Here is a 12952-nt window from a genome sequence, read left to right on the forward strand (position 1 = left end):
GGGTTGCCGGGGGTTGCCGGAGGTTTGCTCAGGAGGTGAAGGCGTGCGGTGCGCCGGCCTTGCCCGGAATCCAGCGCGGCGTGTCCGCCGCCTGATCGCTGATCGCCGTCAGCACCGCCTGGCGGTACATCCCGAGCCTGTTGCGCCATTCGGCCAGGTCCTGGACGTACCGCTCGGCGACCGGAGCGTCCCACACGTCCCTGCTTCGCGACATCTCGTACGGCTTGTCCAGCGACTTGGTGAGCTGGTCCATCAGCGGGACCACCTGCAGCCACAGGTCGACGAGCTTCTGGTACTCCGGGTTGAACACCCAGCCCGTCGGCTGCCCGCCGGGCGAGAGCAGGTCGGTGCTCGACGGCGCCGGCGGGGTCTCCCCCGGCTGCAGCGGAGTCGGCGCCGGCGGGTCGACGTAACTCACGATCGCGCCTCCTGTGCGAAGCCGGCCAGCACGCCGGCGTTGGTCATCGCATGCCCTGCCTCGTGCGCCCCGGCGGGCCGCCGCCCGGCCCGGGACCAAGCCCGCATGAGCGGCGGGAACATCGCTCCGCACGCGCGAGCCCGGGACCGAGCCCGCCCGAGCGGCGGAAACGTCGCTGGCACGCGTCACTTCTCCGGCTTCTGAACGATGACGTCGACGGCTTCGACGCGGCCGGCGGGCCCGTCGGGCTGGATCTTCCTGGCCACCCAGTCGCCCTTGCCCCACTCCCCTTCCGGGACGCCGACGTCCGGCATGTCCACGGGCTCGATGTCCCGATGGTGGTCGACCAGCATGCGCGGCACGGCCTCGTCGTCCGAGTGGCCGGCGGGATACGTGAGCACGTCCCCGGGCTGCGCGGCGGCGAGCGATCGGGGATCGGGAGCCGGAGCCTGGCCGGTGTCCCACGTCCCCGCCGTGCCATTGGTCTTCGCGCCGTCGGTCGCCGTGTCGTTGGTCTCGGCGCTGCGCGTTCCCGCGTCATGCGGGCCCGCGCCATCTGCGCCATGACCATGCGTTCCCGCACCGTGCATGCCATGGCCGTGCGTCCCCGCGCCGTGCGAGCGATAGCCATCAGTTCCCGCGCCGTGCGTACCTGGGCCATTCGCCCCCGCGCCGTCCCAGACTGCTCCGGTCGCGCCCGTAGCGGCGTCGTTGTCACACACTCGCCCGCTCGTACCCGCCGCGTTGTCGGCCTTGTCGCTCACACCGGTCGTCCCGGCATGGCCCGTAAAGCCGTCGCCACCGGCACCCGCCGCGCCCGCTGCTGCCCGCGCCGTCCCGGCCGTGTGGGCCTCTCCGGCCGCCGTCGCCCCCGCCGCGTGCAGGTCGCCGGTGACCGTACCGGTCGTACCCGCCGCATGCCCGGTGCCGGGAGTATCCACCGCCTGCAAGCTGCCGGTCACCGTGCCCGTCGCGCCCGATGGCGCGGGCGCCGCATCGGCTGTGCCCGTGGCACCGGCCGTCCCGGCCGGGTGAGCCGTGCCGTTACCCGCGTTTGTCCCCGCAGGTGCCGCAGGCGCCGCGTCGGCCACGCCCGCCGGGTGTGCGGTCGCGGTCGCCGCTGGTGCAGCAGGCGCTGTACCGGTAGCACCGGCCGTAGCCGCCGGATGCGTGGTCCCGGTCGCCGTGCCGCTCGCGGCCGTGTCGCCCGTGTACGCATGACCGCCGGCGCTCGCCGTCACCGCGCCGTGGCCGGCGGCAGTCCCCTGCACGGCGTTCGTGTTGTCCGCCGGGAGCGGCTCACCAGAGAGGTTGTCGGCGGACGTGCCGACGTAGGCGCCCATGGGATCGCCCGGCGCGAGGCCGGGTTGCGGAGGCTGGTTCGCCGCCGGGTTGGTCGGCTCGGCGGGTGGCACCACCCCGGGCGGGCCGTCCGGGTGCGCACCGGTGGCGCTTGCGCTGGGCATGTCGATCGGCTGGGCGCCCTGCGGGTGCTGGTTCATCGGGGTGCTGACGACCTTGACACCGTCGACGACGGTCACCTGCCGGCCGGCGGGGTCGATGTCGTCCGGGTGATCCTTGCCTGGAGTGTCGTAGAACGCCGAGTCGCTTCCGCCCGTGGAAGCCTGCTCCCCCGCCGCATGCGAATCGACCGGCGTCCCCTGCCCCGGGTTCTGGTCCTGTCCCTGTGCGACGGGCTGTTGCCGGCCGCCGTCGGACTGGCTCTGCGCGGCGCCCTGGCTGTCGCCGACCGGCCGCACGTGGCTCGTGCCCTGATCCTGGCCCACGATCTGATCGCCGCCGGCCGACTGCCCCTGACCGGCAGGCCGGTCCTGGCCCGCACTCTGACCCACACCCTGGCTGTCGCCGACCGGCTGACCCTGACCGGCGGGCTGGTGCACCTGGCCGGAACCGCCGCCGGTCGCGCCCGCGTCGCCGGTGCCGCCCACGGCCCCGTTGGCGCTTCCCGTCTGGCCCGCACCGGAGCCGGTCCCCGCGCCGTTGTCACCACTCGCACCGGTGGCCGCAGGCGTCCCCGTTCCCGTGCCTGTGTTCGTGCCTGTGCCCGTGGCCGTACCGGTGGTGTCGGCGGGGTGGGCCGGACCGTGCGTCGAGGAGGGCATCTGGGCGAGGGAGCCCTCCACGGTGGCGTAGGAGGGCTTGTCCGCGAGCTTTCCTTCGGCCACGCCGCGACCTCCGCCGTCGCCGTTCGCGCGGGTCGCGCCGTCGGCGGCGCTGTGCGCCCGGTGGGAGGTCTCGCCCTTCGCGGTGCCGGAATCGCCCGAACCATGAGCGGGCGACGACGAGTGAGGGGGGTCCTGCTTGTCGTGGGCCGCCTTCCCTTCGGCCTTGCCCTCGGACTTGCCGTCAGGCTTCGCATCCGGCTTGCCGTCGCCCTTGGCATCCGGCTTCGCATCCGCCTTGCCGTCGGCCTTGTGGCCGGACTTGTGCTCGTCCGTCTTCGCGTCGGCCTTGTGGCCGGACTTGCCGTCGCTCTTGTGGTCGGCCTTGGCGTCGCCCTTGTCGCCCTGGTCGCCGGGCTTCGGAGCCGGATCGTCCGCAGGCGCGGTGGTGTCCCTCTCCTCCGTGAAGGAGGCCCCGTGGGCCGTGGGGACCTTGCCCGGGCTCTGCTGTTTCTCCTTCTTCTCCAGCAGGGTCACGCGGTTGGTGACGTCCTTGACCATCGTCGAGCACGCGTCGGCGACCTGCGACGGCCGGTGGGTCACGTGCACGGAGACGCCGGCCGTACGCGTCAACTGGGTGACCCGGGCCTCGATGCCGTCCATCTGCCTCGCGGCGTGCTGAACCTCCGACAGCAACTCACGGACGAGCTTCGGATCCATCCCGTCGAGCTTGGCCATGGGCGCGCCTCCACAGAGATATCGGCGCACTTCACGGTAGCCGGGGTGGCATCGGTAAAGAAGCCCGATAGCCAGACGGCATCGATCGCCCTGATCAGAGCCGTGCCGACGTCTCACATCCCGAGACGTACGCCCGGATCGCGGTCACTCCTCGGTCGCGAGGTATCCCACCAGGCCGCGGATCTTGTCCACGGGGATCGCGCCCTTGCGCAGCACCCGGGGCACGGCCGTGGTCAGGTCGACGATCGTGGACGGCACGGTGTCGTCGCAGGGGCCGCCGTCGAGGTAGACGTCCACCGAGTCGCCGAGCTGCTCCTCGGCCTCGTCCGCCGTGGTGGCCGGCGGGTTGCCGGCCCGGTTGGCGCTGGAGACCGCCATCGGGCCGGTCTCCTTGAGAAGGTCCAGCGCGACCGGGTGCAGCGGCATGCGGACGGCGACCGTTCCCTTGGTGTCGCCGAGGTCCCACGATAGCGAACGGTTGGCCCTGAGGATGAGCGTGAGCGGCCCGGGCCAGAAGGCGTCCACCAGGTCCTGCCCGTACGTCCCGAGGCTCTCCACGAGGGCGTTGGCGGCCCGTACGGTGCCCACAAGGACGGGCACGGGAATGTCCCTGCCCCGGCCCTTCGCCTCCAGCAGCGCGTTGACGGCGGAAGGAGTGAAGGCGTCGGCGCCGATCCCGTAGACGGTGTCGGTGGGGAACACCACGAGCTCGCCCCGCCGTACCGCCGAGGTCGCCTCGGCCAGTCCGGTCATCCGCTCCGTCTGGTCGGCACAGTCAAACCGTCGGCTCACGAAGCCATCCTTCCACGTGTCCCGCCCGGCTCCGCCGCCGCGTGGCCACCGACCGGGCCATTCGAGTCAGTCCTGGGTCAGCCGGGCCGTGACGAACCTGTCCCGGCCGGTCAGGTCCTGGCGCAACCGCACGTCGCGCCAGCCGTTCTCCTCGGCGAACAGCCAGTAGACGGCGTTCCCCTGCTGGTCGGCGTGCTCGACCACGGCGAACCCGCCCGGCCGCAGCAGGCGCCGCGCCGTGCGCTCGACGGCTCTCACCTCGTCCAGCCCGTCCTCCCCCGACCCGTACAGGGCCCGCGAGGGATCGTAGTCGCGCACCTCGGGGTCACGCGGGATCGCTCCGGGCGGAATGTACGGCGGGTTGGAGATGACCAGGTCCACCTGGCCGTTCAGTTCCGGCAGGCAGTCGGCCAGATCCTCCGGATGCAGGGTGGTGCGGCCCTGGCCGTGTTCGAGGATGTTGCGCTTGGCCCAGCCGTACGCCACGGGGTCGATCTCGACGGCGTGCACCTGCGCCAGCGCGACCTCCTGCGCGATCGACAGCGCGATGGCTCCGGAACCGGTGCCGAGGTCGACCACGACGGGAGAGGCGACGTCCATCTCGCGCAGCCGGTCGATCGCCCAGCCGGCCACGACCTCGGTCTCCGGCCTGGGCACGAACACGCCCGGGCCCACCTCGAGGGAGAGGTAGCGGAAGTACGCCCGGCCGGTGATGTGCTGCAGCGGCTCGCGCGCCTCGCGCCGGGCGACGCCCTCCCAGAACCGCGCGTCGAAGTCGGCGTCCTTGATCGTGTGCAGCATGCCGCGCGGAACGCCGTGCACGAAGGCCGCGATCTCCTCGGCGTCCGTTCGGGGTGACGGCACTCCCGCCTCGGCGAGCCGGGCGGTGGCGAGGGCGATTTCGTCGAGCAGGAAGGTCATGGTCTCTTACAGCACGGTCGTCGCGGCGTGGCCTGGGGATCGTCGGTCGTGGGCAGACGGGCCGCCGCCGGGACGGCCCACGGTCATTCGACGACCCACGTCCATCACCGCTTCTCCCATCGTCCCCTCATCAGGCTCGCCGCGGGCTCACGAATGAGCGGCCAGCTTCTCCGCGAGTTCGGCGTCGAGCAAAGCCTGTATCACCGCATCGAGATCGCCGTCCAGGACTTGGTCCAGGTTGTAGGCCTTGAAACCCACGCGGTGATCCGAAATGCGGTTCTCCGGGAAGTTGTAGGTGCGGATGCGCTCGGAGCGGTCGACGGTGCGCACCTGCGACTTGCGCTCGGCCATCGCGGCCGCCTCGGCCTCCTCCTGCGCCATCGCGAGCAGCCTGGCGCGCAGGATGCGCAGCGCCGACTCCTTGTTCTGGAGCTGGCTCTTCTCGTTCTGGCAGGAGACGACGACGCCGGTCGGCAGGTGGGTGATCCGCACGGCCGAGTCGGTCGTGTTGACGCTCTGGCCGCCGGGACCGCTGGAGCGGAACACGTCGATGCGCAGGTCGTTGGGGTCGATCTGGACGTCGACCTCCTCGGCCTCGGGATAGACGAGCACACCGGCGGCCGAGGTGTGGATGCGGCCCTGCGACTCGGTCACCGGCACCCGCTGGACACGGTGCACGCCGCCCTCGAACTTGAGCCGCGACCAGACGCCCTCCCTGCCCTTGATGGCGACGGTGACGTCCTTGTAGCCGCCGAGGTCGGAGTGCTGTGCGTCGATGATCTCGGTCTTGTAGCCGATCCGCTCGGCGTACCTGAGGTACATCCGCAGGAGGTCTCCGGCGAACAGGGCCGACTCCTGGCCGCCCTCGCCCGCCTTGATCTCCATGATGACGTCCTTGTCGTCGTTGGGGTCCCGCGGGACCAGGAGACGGGTGAGCTTCTCCTCCAGCACCGGGATGCGGCCCTCGAGCTCGGCCGCCTCCTCCGCGAACGCCGGGTCCTCCGCCGCGAGCTCGCGCGCGGCCGCCAGGTCCTGCCGTACGCCTTCGAGCTCCCGGTAGGTCGCGACGATCGGCGTGAGCTCCGCGTAACGCTTGCCGTACGTCCGCGCCTTGCTCTGGTCGGCGTGCACGGCGGGGTCGGCGAGCCGCAGTTCCAGATCCGCGTACTCACTCATGATCTCGTCGAGGTTCACCGCACGCTCCTTTGCTCAAGCTCCTCGGTAAAGGCCGTAATCACCAAGAACGCCGACCCGGAGACGCCCCCAGAAAGGGGCGCCCCCGAGCCGGCGTCCTGGAGGAGCTACTTGCTCTGGGCCTTCTTGCCGAAGCGCGCCTCGAAGCGCGCCACCCGGCCACCGGTGTCGAGGATCTTCTGCTTGCCCGTGTAGAAGGGGTGGCAGGCGGAGCAGACGTCGGCGTGGATCACGCCGTTCTTGGCGGTGCTACGCGTGGTGAAGGTGTTCCCGCAGGTGCAGGTCACCTGGGTGACCACGTACTCCGGGTGGATGTCGGGCTTCATGTCTCAGTCCTTAACGCTAGGCGCGGTCGCCGGGTCGCTCCGTCTGTCACGGTCTGCGCGCATCGGCACACCTGTGATGCGCGGCGCGGGAACCGGTACCGCTGCGGTTCGGCTACCAGTGTGCCAGATCCTCCAACCATCCCAGGCCATGGGCTATTCCCGGGGCCGGCCATCGTCGTGGCAGGGGCGGCGGATCGGCGGATCACGCCGACGCCCCGGACGGCGCGGCCGTCCGGGGCGTCGGTCGGAAGGGCGTCAGTCGCGGTCGTTGCTGACCGTGGTCTTCTGCACCTGGAGCAGGAACTCGGCGTTGGACTTGGTCTCCTTCATCTTCTCGAGAAGGAGCTCCAGCGCCTGCTGCATGTCGAGGGCGTGGAGGACGCGGCGGAGCTTCCAGACGATGGACAGCTCCTCCTTGGCCATGAGGATCTCCTCCTTGCGGGTGCCGGACGCGTCCACGTCCACCGCCGGGAAGATGCGCTTGTCCGCGAGCGACCGGTTGAGCTTGAGCTCCATGTTGCCGGTGCCCTTGAACTCCTCGAAGATGACCTCGTCCATCTTGGAGCCGGTCTCGACGAGAGCCGTGGCGAGGATCGTCAGCGAGCCGCCGTTCTCGATGTTGCGGGCGGCGCCGAAGAACCGCTTCGGCGGGTAGAGCGCGGTCGAGTCGACACCACCGGACAGGATGCGGCCGCTCGCGGGCGCCGCGAGGTTGTACGCACGCCCGAGACGGGTGATCGAGTCGAGCAGCACGACGACGTCGTGGCCCAGCTCCACCAGCCGCTTGGCCCGCTCGATGGCGAGCTCGGCGACGGTCGTGTGGTCCTCGGCCGGGCGGTCGAAGGTCGAGTGGATGACCTCGCCCTTGACCGACCGCTGCATGTCGGTGACCTCTTCCGGACGCTCGTCCACGAGGACGACCATCAGGTGGCACTCGGGGTTGTTGCGCGTGATCGCGTTGGCGATCGCCTGGAGCACCATGGTCTTGCCGGCCTTGGGCGGCGACACGATCAGACCGCGCTGGCCCTTGCCGATCGGCGACACGAGGTCGATGATCCGCGTGGTCAGGACGTTCGGCTCGGTCTCCAGGCGCAGGCGCTCCTGCGGGTAGAGCGGCGTGAGCTTGTTGAAGTCGGGCCGCTGGCGGGCCTGCTCCGGGTCCATGCCGTTGACGGTGTCGAGGCGGACCAGGGCGTTGAACTTCTCACGCCGCTCGCCGTCCCTCGGCTGCCGGACGGCGCCGGTGATGACGTCGCCCTTGCGCAGGCCGTTGCGGCGGATCTGGGCGAGCGAGACGTAGACGTCGTTCGAGCCCGGCAGGTAGCCGCTGGTCCGCACGAAGGCGTAGTTGTCGAGGATGTCCAGGATGCCGGCGATCGGGATCAGGACGTCGTCCTCGCTGATGACCGGCTCGTTGCCCTCGAAGCGGTCGCGCCCGCGGCGGCCACGCTCCCGGAAGCGGCCACGGCGCCCGCGGCCGTCCTCGCCCTGCTGGTCGCCCTTGCCGTCGGCGCGGCTGTCCGTACGGCTGTCACCGCGCCCGTCGGAGCGGCCGTCACGGCCGTCGGCGCGGTTGTCGCCGCGGCCCTGCTGGTCACGACGGCCCTGGCCGCCGTCCCCGGCGTCGGCGGCGCGCTGGTCACCGCGCTGGTCACCGCGCTGGTCACCGCGCTGGTCACCGCGGCCGTCGCGCTCGCGGCCCCTCTCGCCCCGCTCACCGCGCGTGCGGCGCTCGCGGCGGTCGCCGCGCTCGGGCCGCTCGGCGCGGGTCTCGGACTGGGCGGCCTCGGCCTGCGGCTCGGCGACGGCGGCGACGCCGTTCTGCGTGGCGTCGGCGGCCACGACCGGAGCGGCCTCGACCACGGGACGCTCCTCACGGGCCGCGACGGGCTCGGCAGCGGGCGCGGCGGCGGGCGCGGCCTCGGGTGCGGGCGCCGCGGCGGCGCGGGAACGTTCCCGGCGGCCACGGGCGGGGCGCTCGGCGACTGCGGGCGCTTCGGCGGCGGCCTTCGGCTCGGCCGCGGCCTCTCCCGATCCGCCCTGCTTCTCCTGGATGGCCGCGATGAGCTGGCTCTTGCGCATCCGTCCGGTCCCCGTGATGCCGAGGCTGGTCGCCAGGGCCTGAAGCTCGGGGAGCACCATGCCAGCCAGGCCGGTGCCGGAGCGACGTCGCGGACGGGCCGGGGCGGAAGTGGGGGTGTCGCCGGCGGCCTGGCCGTCGGAGAGGAGTTCGGTGGTGTCGCTCAACTAAGGGTCCTTCCCAGGGGTCGGGCGCCAGAATCGTGCGTCCAGGCGTCCCGGTGATGCGACCCGGCGGGACAGACCGGGTCGGGCTTCGCGAATCTCATGTGTCGATGACCCTCGGGATTCGCGAGCGGTAGGTGCCCGGGGGCGATCCCCCGGATTGCCGCCACCGACCAGATGTCTTGGTGGTTCGAACGCGCATGTCTCCGAGAACGCCGCCTCCGGCCATGCCACCCGAGGGTGTGCCGACTGGAGGAAACGGTTTCGGGGAAATCGCCCTGCCCGCGTCGAAGGACGCGAGGCGAAGTGCAGCGATGTGCGAATGACAAGCACGCACCCAACACGGGGGCACCTGGTGCGGCTATCAGCCTAACATCACCAGCGCGCACAGCTATTCCCTGAAGGTCGAAGAAACATCAGCGTGTCTCGGGAAACCGAACGTACGCACCAAGCGGGTCGACGTTCATTGGCTGGATGTGCCAGTCATTACCCACTTCTGGCGCGATCAAATCCTTGGTGTCCCGTGTCGTCAACGCGAGAACCGTCGGACCGGCCCCCGAGACGACGGCGGGCACCCCGGCCTCGCGGAGCCGTCGCACCAGTTCGGCGGTGCGGGGCATGGCGGGCGCGCGGTACCTCTGGTGCAGGCGGTCTTCGGTGGCGGCGAGCAGGAGATCCGGTTCCGGTCTCTGTGTCAGCGCCGCGACGAGCAGAGCCGCCCGCCCCGCGTTGGCCGCCGCGTCCGAATGCGGTACGTCCTTCGGCAGCAGCCCCCGAGCCTCCTCCGTGGACAACCGGAAATCCGGGATCAACGCCACCGGCCGGACGTCCTCGTGCGGGCTCAGTTTCACCATACTCGCCGCTCCCGACTGGTCCGTCCAGGCGATGGTGAGACCTCCCGCCAGACATGGCGCCACGTTGTCGGGATGCCCCTCCAGCTCCGTGGCCAGCGCGAACACCTCGGCGTCCGGCAGATCCCCCGCGCCCCTCGCGCGGACGAGTGCGCGGGCCGCGAGGATGCCGGCGCAGATCGCCGCCGACGACGAGCCGAGCCCCCGCGCGTGCGGAATCCGGTTGCGGCAGCGCAGCGCCATGCCGTCCGGCTGGGCGAACCCCATGCGGTCGAACGTCGCGCGCATGGTCCTGACGACGAGGTGGCCCTCGTCCTCGTCCAGCTCACCGGCGCCCTGGCCCTCCACGGCGATCCGCACGCCGGGAGAGCCGGAGATCTCCGCCTCCACCTCGTCGTACAGGTCGAGCGCGAGACCGAGGCTGTCGAAGCCGGGGCCGAGGTTGGCGCTCGTCGCCGGCACGCGGACGACGACGCCCTGACTTTCCGTCAATTCGTCACCTGAACCCTTTGATGGGCGGGAATGAGAGGGCCGGTCAGGCGAGTCCCAGCGCGGCCGCGGCGGCGTAGGCGTCGATCGGGATCGTCACGGGCGCCGGGGCGCCGGAGATGGCCCAGTCGGGGTCCTTCAGGCCGTTGCCGGTCACGGTGCAGACGACCCGCTGCCCCGGCGTGAGCAGGCCCTGCTCGTGCGCCTGGAGCAGGCCGGCGACGCTCGCGGCGGAGGCGAGCTCGACGAACACGCCCTCCTCCTGCGCGAGCAGCTTGTACGCCGCGGCGATCTGGCGGTCGGTCACGGCCTGGATGTCGCCGCCGGACTCGTCGCGCGCGGCCTCGGCGAGCCGCCAGGAGGCGGGGTTGCCGATCCTGATCGCCGTGGCGATCGTCTGCGGGTGGGTAACGGGGCTGCCGCCGACCAGCGGCGCCGCGCCGCTCGCCTGGAATCCCAGCATTCGCGGCCGCTTGGTGGCCACGCCGTCGTCGGCGTACTCCTTGTAGCCCATCCAGTAGGCCGAGATGTTGCCGGCGTTGCCGACCGGGATGCAGTGGACGTCGGGCGCGTCGCCGAGCGCGTCGACGATCTCGAAGGCCGCCGTCTTCTGGCCCTGCAGGCGGTGCGGGTTGACGGAGTTGACCAGCGCGATCGGGTAGGTCTCCGCGAGCTTCCTGGTCATCTCCAGGCAGTCGTCGAACGAGCCCTCGACCTGGAGCAGCCTGGCGCCGTGCACCAGGGCCTGAGCGAGCTTGCCCATCGCGATCTTCCCGCGCGGCACGAGGACGGCGCAGGTCAGCCCGGCCCGTACGGCGTAGGCGGCGGCCGAGGCGCTGGTGTTGCCGGTGGACGCGCAGATGACCGCCTGGGCGCCCTCCTCGACGGCCTTGCTGATCGCGACGGTCATGCCGCGGTCCTTGAAGCTGCCGGTCGGGTTGAGGCCCTCGACCTTGAGATGGACATCACAGCCCGTGATCTGGGACACCCGCTTGGCCGGGACGAGCGGCGTGCCGCCCTCGAGCAGGGTCACCACGGGCGTCGTCGTGGAGACCGGCAGACGATCGCGGTACTCCTCGATCAGGCCACGCCAAGCCCTGAACATTGGTCGCTCCTCCCACGCGCGCATACGCGTGTCACCAGGGGTATCGGTCACCGAGTCTACGGCCAACCGTTTGACGTGCGGACTTCGTTGTCCACCAAATGGACATATTGGGCGCCACCTTAGGGAACTGTCAGCGGGTTTCGCTACTGTGGAGCGGCCCTTTGACCATCGCTGTAGAGGACGAGGATTGGCCCACCTGACGGGCGTGGAGCCCCGGCCGAGAATTCGCCACAACGACTACTCTCCGCTCACGCCGCCGCCCATCGGCGGCTGGACGCCCACGCTCAGCGCGAGTGTCGTCATCCCCGCCCACGGCGGGCAGCACCGTCTCGATCTGACGCTGGCCGCGCTGGCCGCGCAGACCTATCCCGCGCACCTCACCGAGGTGATCGTGGTGGACGACCGCAGCGATCCCCCGCTGCGCCTGCCCGATCTGCGGCCGGACAACACCCGCGTCGTCGTGGTCCCGCCCGGCGGATGGGGCGCCGGCCACGCGATGAACGCCGGCATCGCGGCGGCCGAGGGTGAGATCGTGCAGCGTCTCGACGCCGACATGGTGATCTCGCGGGAGCACCTGGAGGCGCTGTTCCGCTGGCACCACCTCACCGACTACCTCGTCACGATCGGCGGCAAGAAGTTCGCCGAGGAGCCGGCCCTCACTCCCGCGCAGGTCCACGAGGCCGTACGGCACGGCTCGCCCGAGGACCTGTTCGACCCGTCGGCGCTGGTGTCCAGCTCGACCGAGGAGACCATCCGCCGCCTCGACGGCCTGCGGGCCAGCAAGAACCCCTACCAGGTGTGCACAGGTCCGACGGTCTCCCTGCGACGGGCCCTGCTCGACGAGGTCCGGGGCTTCGATCCCGAGGTGGTGCGCGGCCAGGACACCGAGTTCGCCTACCGGCTCGCGCAGGCGGGGGCGGTGTTCGTCCCCGACATGGAAGCCCGCGCCGTGCATCTCGGCCTGCCGGCCCAGCGCGGTGAGCACGGCAAGTCCATCGTCCGCCTCGTCGAGGCCCACCTGGCACACCGGGTCCCGCTCCGCCGCGACCTGCGCAAGGAGCCCGGCCGGCGCTGGCTCGTGCCGTACGTCGAGGTCGTCTTCGACGTGATGGGGGCGGACGAGCGGCGGATCGTCGCGGCGGTCGACGCGGTGCTGCGGGGCACGCTCAGCGACGTCGTGGTGACGCTGACCGGCCCCTGGTCGCCGCTGGAAGGCGGCCGCAGGTGGGCTCCGGGGACCGAGGCGTTCGACCTCGCCCTGGTGAGGGCGGCGTTCGGGCACGACGCGCGGGTGCGGTTCGCGGAACGGGCGGCGCCGACCGCCGCGCCCGTGCCCTTCCGCTACACGGCGCCCGTCGACGCCCCTCCGGCTCCGGCGCTGCTCGAGCGTGCGGTCAAGGCGATGCTGGAGGAGCGCATCGGCCTGCTGGTCCTGGACCTGCCCGGCGGGGGCACGGCCACCCTGGAGCGGACCGAGGCCGTCGCGCGCGCCCGCCGCCTCACCGCGCCGGGCGAGGACCCGGCCGGCGTGATCGCGCAGACCCACGGCGTACGGCACGCCGCGGCGAGCGAGTTCGAGGAGCGTCCCAAGGCTCTGGCGAAACCGGCCGCGCCCGCCGCACCGCAGGCCACCGGGAAACCGGCCGCCGCGCAAACCCCGAGACCGACCCCGAGGCCGGCCGCGGCGCAGGTCCCGGAGCCGGAGGCCACGCCGCCGCGCCGCCGCGGCCTGTTCCGCCGCTCCTGACCAT

Annotated in this window: 10 protein-coding genes; 1 reads left to right on the top strand and 9 read right to left on the bottom strand. The window is 71.7% G+C overall.

The annotated features are described in order from the left end of the window. Positions 1–28 precede the first annotated feature (28 nt). From IL992_RS30170 to thrC, 9 genes are all read right to left on the bottom strand, one after another. Entirely contained in the window at positions 29–418 is a 390-nt protein-coding gene (locus IL992_RS30170) for a hypothetical protein (protein WP_193206735.1), read from the bottom strand. Positions 419–603: 185 nt separating this feature from the next. Next, complete coding sequence (locus IL992_RS30175; RefSeq protein ID WP_193206736.1) at positions 604–3279, bottom strand: hypothetical protein; 2676 nt, start codon at positions 3277–3279, stop codon at positions 604–606. 144 nt (positions 3280–3423) lie between these two features. After that, on the bottom strand, positions 3424–4071 hold the full coding sequence (locus tag IL992_RS30180) for an L-threonylcarbamoyladenylate synthase (RefSeq protein ID WP_193206737.1): 648 nt from the start codon (positions 4069–4071) through the stop codon (positions 3424–3426). Positions 4072–4137: 66 nt separating this feature from the next. Next, positions 4138–4992 carry a peptide chain release factor N(5)-glutamine methyltransferase gene (prmC, locus tag IL992_RS30185; RefSeq protein WP_193206738.1) on the bottom strand — a complete coding sequence of 285 codons (855 nt, stop codon included), beginning with the start codon at positions 4990–4992 and terminating at the stop codon, positions 4138–4140. Positions 4993–5139: 147 nt separating this feature from the next. Then, positions 5140–6186, bottom strand: coding sequence for a peptide chain release factor 1 (gene prfA / locus IL992_RS30190; protein WP_319018926.1), 1047 nt, complete (start codon positions 6184–6186; stop codon positions 5140–5142). A 107-nt stretch (positions 6187–6293) separates the two neighbouring features. After that, complete coding sequence (gene rpmE, locus IL992_RS30195; protein WP_079317149.1) at positions 6294–6512, bottom strand: 50S ribosomal protein L31; 219 nt, start codon at positions 6510–6512, stop codon at positions 6294–6296. Positions 6513–6767: 255 nt separating this feature from the next. Next, positions 6768–8759 carry a transcription termination factor Rho gene (gene rho / locus IL992_RS30200; protein ID WP_193206739.1) on the bottom strand — a complete coding sequence of 664 codons (1992 nt, stop codon included), beginning with the start codon at positions 8757–8759 and terminating at the stop codon, positions 6768–6770. 413 nt (positions 8760–9172) lie between these two features. Continuing rightward, positions 9173–10099, bottom strand: a complete 927-nt coding sequence (gene thrB / locus IL992_RS30205) for a homoserine kinase (RefSeq protein ID WP_193206740.1) — start codon at positions 10097–10099, stop codon at positions 9173–9175. Between the two features lie 43 nt (positions 10100–10142). Further along, the gene (gene thrC, locus IL992_RS30210) at positions 10143–11201 is read right to left on the bottom strand and encodes a threonine synthase (RefSeq protein WP_079317145.1); all 1059 of its coding nucleotides are present in this window, start codon (positions 11199–11201) and stop codon (positions 10143–10145) included. Between the two features lie 187 nt (positions 11202–11388). Between thrC and IL992_RS30215 the strand changes: the two genes are divergently transcribed. Beyond that, on the top strand, positions 11389–12948 hold the full coding sequence (locus IL992_RS30215) for a glycosyltransferase (protein WP_226874033.1): 1560 nt from the start codon (positions 11389–11391) through the stop codon (positions 12946–12948). The last annotated feature ends 4 nt before the right edge of the window (positions 12949–12952 follow it).

The organism is Microbispora sitophila (assembly GCF_014892245.1).
Lineage (GTDB): Bacteria > Actinomycetota > Actinomycetes > Streptosporangiales > Streptosporangiaceae > Microbispora > Microbispora siamensis.